Here is a 5,249-nt window from a genome sequence, read left to right on the forward strand (position 1 = left end):
GCCCCCGGCCGCCCCCGGCGACCCGCCGGGACTCCTGCCGGGCCGCCTTCTTGCGCCCGCGCAGCGAGACCGGAAGGGCCCACAGCTGGTACTTGTCGCCGGCCTCGCTGAAGACCTCGTTGGAGTAGGCGGACCGGAACGACTCGACCTGCCCCCAGGGCAGCACGATCACGCGGAAGGGATTGCGCACCCGCATCCGGTCGTCGCCGGCGAAGACGGCGGGCCGCACCGTGTAGGCGGCGATCAGCGGTACCAGGAAGAGCAGCGCCGCGGCAGCCGTCCACGGAGTGCGCCCCTCGCCCGCGACGACGGCGTCGATGCCGAGCCACAGGGCGAGCGCGAGCAGCAGCACGCCACCGGCGATGCCCGCGGGCGAGCGGTAGACGCGGTCCTTGGACGCGGGCACCGGCGGCTGCGGCGAGGGGGACTGGGGATCCGGGGTCGTCATGCTGCCGATTGTGCACGACCGGTTGTCGCCGACGGCCGCCGGGACGCTCATGGGCGATGCCGCCAGGACGAATGAGCGCCCGGGACTGTACAGCCGCTACGCGCGTAGATATGCTCGCCTGGTGACCATGCCCACCACTGCACCCGCCGCATCCGCCGCACCCGCGGCATCCGCACACGGACTCGCCGACGTCACCGCGTCCGACGGCACGCTGCGCCGCTTCCTCCACGGACTGCCCGGCGTCGACACGGTCGGCTTGGAGGCGCGCGCCGCCTCGCTCGGCACCCGTTCCATCAAGACCACCGCGAAGGCGTACGCCCTCGACCTCGCCATCTCGATGGTCGACCTGACGACGCTGGAAGGCGCGGACACCCCCGGCAAGGTCCGGGCGCTCGGCGCGAAGGCGGTCCGCCCCGACCCGACCGACCGCACGGCCCCCGCCACGGCGGCCGTCTGCGTCTATCCCGACATGGTGCCCGCCGCGAAGGCGGCCGTCGCCGGCTCGGACGTGAAGGTCGCCTCGGTCGCCACCGCGTTCCCGGCGGGCCGCGCCTCGCTGGCCGTCAAGCTGGCCGACGTGCGCGAGGCCGTGGCCGCGGGCGCGGACGAGGTCGACATGGTCATCGACCGCGGGGCGTTCCTCGCGGGGCACTACATGAAGGTGTACGACGAGATCACCGCCGTGCGGGAGGCCTGCGGGACCTCCGCCCGCCTCAAGGTCATCTTCGAGACCGGCGAGCTGTCGACGTACGACAACATCCGGCGCGCCAGCTGGCTCGGCATGCTGGCGGGGGCGGACTTCATCAAGACCTCGACCGGCAAGGTCGCGGTCAACGCCACGCCCTCCAACACCCTCCTGATGCTGGAGGCGGTCCGCGACTTCCGCGCGCAGACGGGCGTCCAGGTCGGCGTGAAGCCGGCCGGCGGCATCCGCACCGCCAAGGACGCGATCAAGTTCCTGGTCCTGGTCAACGAGACCGCGGGCGAGGACTGGCTGGACAACCACTGGTTCCGCTTCGGCGCCTCCTCGCTGCTCAACGACCTGCTGATGCAGCGCCAGAAGCTGGCCACCGGCCGCTACTCCGGCCCCGACTACGTGACGGTGGACTGATCACCATGGCACCTGTTTTCGAGTACGCACCTGCGCCGGAGTCGCGCGCGGTCGTCGACATCGCCCCGTCGTACGGCCTGTTCATCGACGGCGAGTTCACCGAGGCCGCCGACGGCAAGGTCTTCAAGACGGTCTCCCCCTCGACCGAGGAGGTCCTCTCCGAGGTCGCCGAGGCCGGCGAGGCGGACGTGGACCGGGCCGTCAAGGCCGCCCGCAAGGCCTTCGAGAAGTGGTCGGCGCTGCCCGGCGCCGAGCGTGCGAAGTACCTCTTCCGCATCGCCCGGATCATCCAGGAGCGCAGCCGCGAGCTGGCCGTCCTGGAGACCCTGGACAACGGCAAGCCGATCAGGGAGACGCGCGACGCGGACCTCCCCCTGGTCGCCGCGCACTTCTTCTACTACGCGGGCTGGGCCGACAAGCTCGACCACGCCGGCTACGGCGCGAACCCGCGCCCGCTGGGCGTCGCGGGCCAGGTCATCCCCTGGAACTTCCCGCTCCTGATGCTGGCGTGGAAGATCGCCCCGGCGCTGGCGACCGGCAACACGGTCGTCCTCAAGCCCGCCGAGACGACCCCGCTCTCCGCGCTGTTCTTCGCGGACATCTGCCGTCAGGCGGGCCTGCCCCGTGGCGTGGTCAACATCGTCACCGGCGACGGCCGCGCCGGCGCCGCGCTGATCGCCCACCCCGACGTGAACAAGGTCGCCTTCACCGGCTCCACGGCCGTCGGCAAGGAGATCGCGCGCACGGTCGCGGGCACCCGCAAGAAGCTCACCCTCGAACTGGGCGGCAAGGGCGCCAACATCGTCTTCGACGACGCCCCGATCGACCAGGCCGTCGAGGGCATCGTCAGCGGCATCTTCTTCAACCAGGGCCAGGTCTGCTGCGCGGGTTCCCGCCTGCTGGTCCAGGAGTCGATCCACGACGAGCTGCTCGACTCCCTCAAGCGCCGCCTGGCCACCCTGCGCCTCGGCGACCCGCTGGACAAGAACACCGACATCGGCGCGATCAACTCGGCCGAGCAGCTGGCGCGGATCACCGCCCTCGCCGACCAGGGCGAGGCGGAGGGCGCCGAGCGCTGGTCCCCGGCCTGCGAACTGCCGTCCTCCGGCTACTGGTTCGCGCCGACGCTGTTCACCAACGTCACCCAGGCGCACACGGTGGCCCGGGACGAGATCTTCGGTCCCGTCCTGTCCGTCCTCACCTTCCGCACGCCCGACGAGGCGGTCGCCAAGGCGAACAACACCCCGTACGGCCTGTCGGCCGGCATCTGGACGGAGAAGGGCTCGCGCATCCTGGCGGTCGCGAACAAGCTCCGCGCGGGTGTGATCTGGTCCAACACGTTCAACAAGTTCGACCCGACGTCGCCCTTCGGCGGCTACAAGGAGTCGGGCTTCGGCCGCGAGGGCGGCCGCCACGGCCTGGAGGCGTACCTCGATGTCTGAGCGACTCAATGTGCTGAAGACCTACAAGCTGTACGTCGGCGGGAAGTTCCCGCGTTCCGAGAGCGGCCGGGTGTACGAGGTGACCGACGCAAAGGGCAAGTGGCTGGCGAACGCCCCGCTCTCCTCCCGCAAGGACGCCCGTGACGCGGTGGTCGCCGCGCGCAAGGCGTTCGGCGGCTGGTCCGGCGCGACGGCGTACAACCGCGGGCAGATCCTCTACCGCGTCGCCGAGATGCTGGAGGGCCGCCGCGAGCAGTACGTCGCGGAGGTCGCCGGCGCCGAGGGCCTGTCGAAGCCGAAGGCGGCGGCGCAGGTGGACGCGGCGATCGACCGCTGGGTCTGGTACGCGGGCTGGACCGACAAGATCGCCCAGGTGGTGGGCGGGGGCAACCCGGTCGCGGGCCCGTTCTTCAACCTGTCCTCGCCGGAGCCGACGGGCGTCGTCGCCGTCCTGGCCCCGCAGGAGTCGTCCTTCCTGGGTCTGGTCTCGGTCGTCGCCCCGGTCATCGCGACGGGCAACACCGCGGTCGTGATCGCGAGCGAGAAGTCCCCGCTCCCCGCCCTCTCCCTCGGCGAGGTGCTGGCCACCTCCGACCTCCCCGGCGGCGTGGTCAACGTCCTCTCCGGCCGTACGGCGGAGATCGCCGCCCCGCTCGCCGCGCACCAGGACGTCAACGCGATCGACCTCGCGGGCGCCGACGAGGCGCTGGCGAAGGAGCTGGAGACCGCGGCGGCGGACAACCTCAAGCGCGTCCTGCGTCCACAGGCTGTGGACAACGCGGACTGGTCCGCGACACCGGGCACCGACCGCATGACGGCGTTCCTGGAGACGAAGACGGTCTGGCACCCGACGGGCGCGCTGGGCGCGTCCGGGTCGTCGTACTGAAACAGCCGCGGCACCGCGCGCACCGAGAGCGAGCCGCGCCCTCCCTCCGTCCGGGGAAGGCGCGGCTCTTCGCGTGCGGGCGTGTCAGCCCAGCAGTCGCGCCGCCCGTCCCAGCACCGGCACGGCGCCCAGCGACTCGGCCTGGGCGACGGGGCCGGTCAGCGCGGTCGAGGTCAGCGGCTGGAAGTCGGCGACCTGCGTGCCGACGCCGTTGTCCAGCGGGTCGACGCCGGTGCCGGCCAGCGGGTTGGGCTTGAGGTCGGAGACCGGCCCGGTGACGTAACCCACGGTTCCGGTCAGGGCCTCGGCCCCGGCCTGCGGGTCGATGTTGCCGAGCGACGTGGGGCGGGTGTGGGCCAGGCCGGCGATCGTCTCACCGCTGTCCGCGGAAGCCGTCGCCGCTCCTGCCGCCAAGGCGGCCCCGGCGGTCGCGAGGGCGACCAGGGCGCGCTGTGCGTGCGGGGTGCGGGGGGACGCGTGTCGGGCCATGCCTGCTGCCACCTCTTGGTGTGGATTGCTACGGACTGCCCTGATAACAGCGCACACCGCGATCAGGTCACCGCACAACGCCACCGAGATGTGACGCGCACTGCAAAGTCCACCCGCGGGGTCGTACGGCGGTCGGGGGATGCCTCAGACTGGTGTCCCGTGAGCTCCCATCCGCCCATACCGACCCGAGTCGTGCTGCTCTGCGGCCCCTCCGGCTCCGGCAAGTCCCTCCTCGCGGCCCGCACCGGTCTCCCGGTGCTGCGCCTCGACGACTTCTACAAGGAGGGGACCGACCCGACGCTGCCGACGGTGCCCGAGAGCTCCGACATCGACTGGGACCATCCCGGGTCGTGGGACGCGGACGCGGCCGTCGCCGCCATCGCGGAGCTGTGCCGCACGGGCCGCACCCGGGTGCCGGTCTACGACCTCTCGCTGAGCGCCCGCACCGGCGCGGAAGCGGTCGACATCGGGCGGACGCCGCTGTTCCTCGCGGAGGGCATCTTCGCCGCCGAGCTGGTGACGCGCTGCCGGGAACTGGGCGTGCTGGCCGACGCCCTGTGCCTGAGCCGCGGGCCGGTGACCACCTTCCGCCGCCGCTTCGTGCGGGATCTGCGCGAGGGGCGCAAGTCCGTGCCGTTCCTGCTGCGCAGGGGCTGGCGGCTGATGCGGCAGGAACGGTCGGTCATCGCCCGGCAGACGGCGCTGGGCGCCTACGCGTGCGACCGCGACGAGGCTATGGGGCGACTGGCGGACGCCGCTGTTCCTCGCGGAGGGCATCTTCGCCGCCGAGCTGGTGACGCGCTGCCGGGAACTGGGCGTGCTGGCCGACGCCCTGTGCCTGAGCCGCGGGCCGGTGACCACCTTCCGCCGCCG

The 5,249-nt window shown here is 72.3% G+C and carries 6 protein-coding genes; 4 read left to right on the forward strand and 2 right to left on the reverse strand.

Features of this window, described 5'->3' with window-relative positions; all coding sequences use genetic code 11:
• The coding region (locus DMH12_RS36870) for a PH domain-containing protein (RefSeq protein ID WP_148107584.1) at positions 1 to 448 on the reverse strand (448 nt) is incomplete at its 3' end.
• A gap of 127 nt (positions 449 to 575) precedes the next feature.
• Between DMH12_RS36870 and deoC the strand changes: the two genes are divergently transcribed.
• From deoC to DMH12_RS36885, 3 genes are read left to right on the forward strand one after another with little or no spacing between them, the layout of a single operon-like run.
• Positions 576 to 1,559, forward strand: coding sequence for a deoxyribose-phosphate aldolase (gene deoC / locus DMH12_RS36875; RefSeq protein ID WP_125495651.1), 984 nt, complete (start codon positions 576 to 578; stop codon positions 1,557 to 1,559).
• A gap of 5 nt (positions 1,560 to 1,564) precedes the next feature.
• Entirely contained in the window at positions 1,565 to 3,001 is a 1,437-nt protein-coding gene (locus tag DMH12_RS36880) for an aldehyde dehydrogenase family protein (protein WP_122615921.1), read from the forward strand.
• Positions 2,994 to 3,887 (forward strand): aldehyde dehydrogenase family protein, encoded by an 894-nt coding sequence (locus DMH12_RS36885; protein ID WP_185832759.1) that lies wholly within the window; start codon positions 2,994 to 2,996, stop codon positions 3,885 to 3,887. Before DMH12_RS36880 ends, DMH12_RS36885 begins: the two co-directional genes overlap by 8 nt.
• An 84-nt stretch (positions 3,888 to 3,971) precedes the next feature.
• Here DMH12_RS36885 and DMH12_RS36890 read toward each other — a convergent pair whose 3' ends face one another.
• Positions 3,972 to 4,376 (reverse strand): hypothetical protein, encoded by a 405-nt coding sequence (locus DMH12_RS36890; RefSeq protein WP_125495652.1) that lies wholly within the window; start codon positions 4,374 to 4,376, stop codon positions 3,972 to 3,974.
• Positions 4,377 to 4,568: 192 nt separating this feature from the next.
• Here DMH12_RS36890 and DMH12_RS36895 point away from each other — a divergent pair.
• On the forward strand, positions 4,569 to 5,249 hold a 681-nt coding region (locus DMH12_RS36895), incomplete at its 3' end, for a hypothetical protein (protein ID WP_399190157.1).

This window comes from Streptomyces sp. WAC 04229, from assembly GCF_003947455.1.
Taxonomy (GTDB): domain Bacteria; phylum Actinomycetota; class Actinomycetes; order Streptomycetales; family Streptomycetaceae; genus Streptomyces.

Coding starts and splice junctions, on each gene's coding strand:
- deoC (WP_125495651.1), top strand. CDS start 576: ATGCCCACCACTGCACCCGCCGCATCCGCCGCACCCGCGGCATCCGCA.
- DMH12_RS36880 (WP_122615921.1), top strand. CDS start 1,565: ATGGCACCTGTTTTCGAGTACGCACCTGCGCCGGAGTCGCGCGCGGTC.
- DMH12_RS36885 (WP_185832759.1), top strand. CDS start 2,994: ATGTCTGAGCGACTCAATGTGCTGAAGACCTACAAGCTGTACGTCGGC.
- DMH12_RS36890 (WP_125495652.1), bottom strand. CDS start 4,376: ATGGCCCGACACGCGTCCCCCCGCACCCCGCACGCACAGCGCGCCCTG.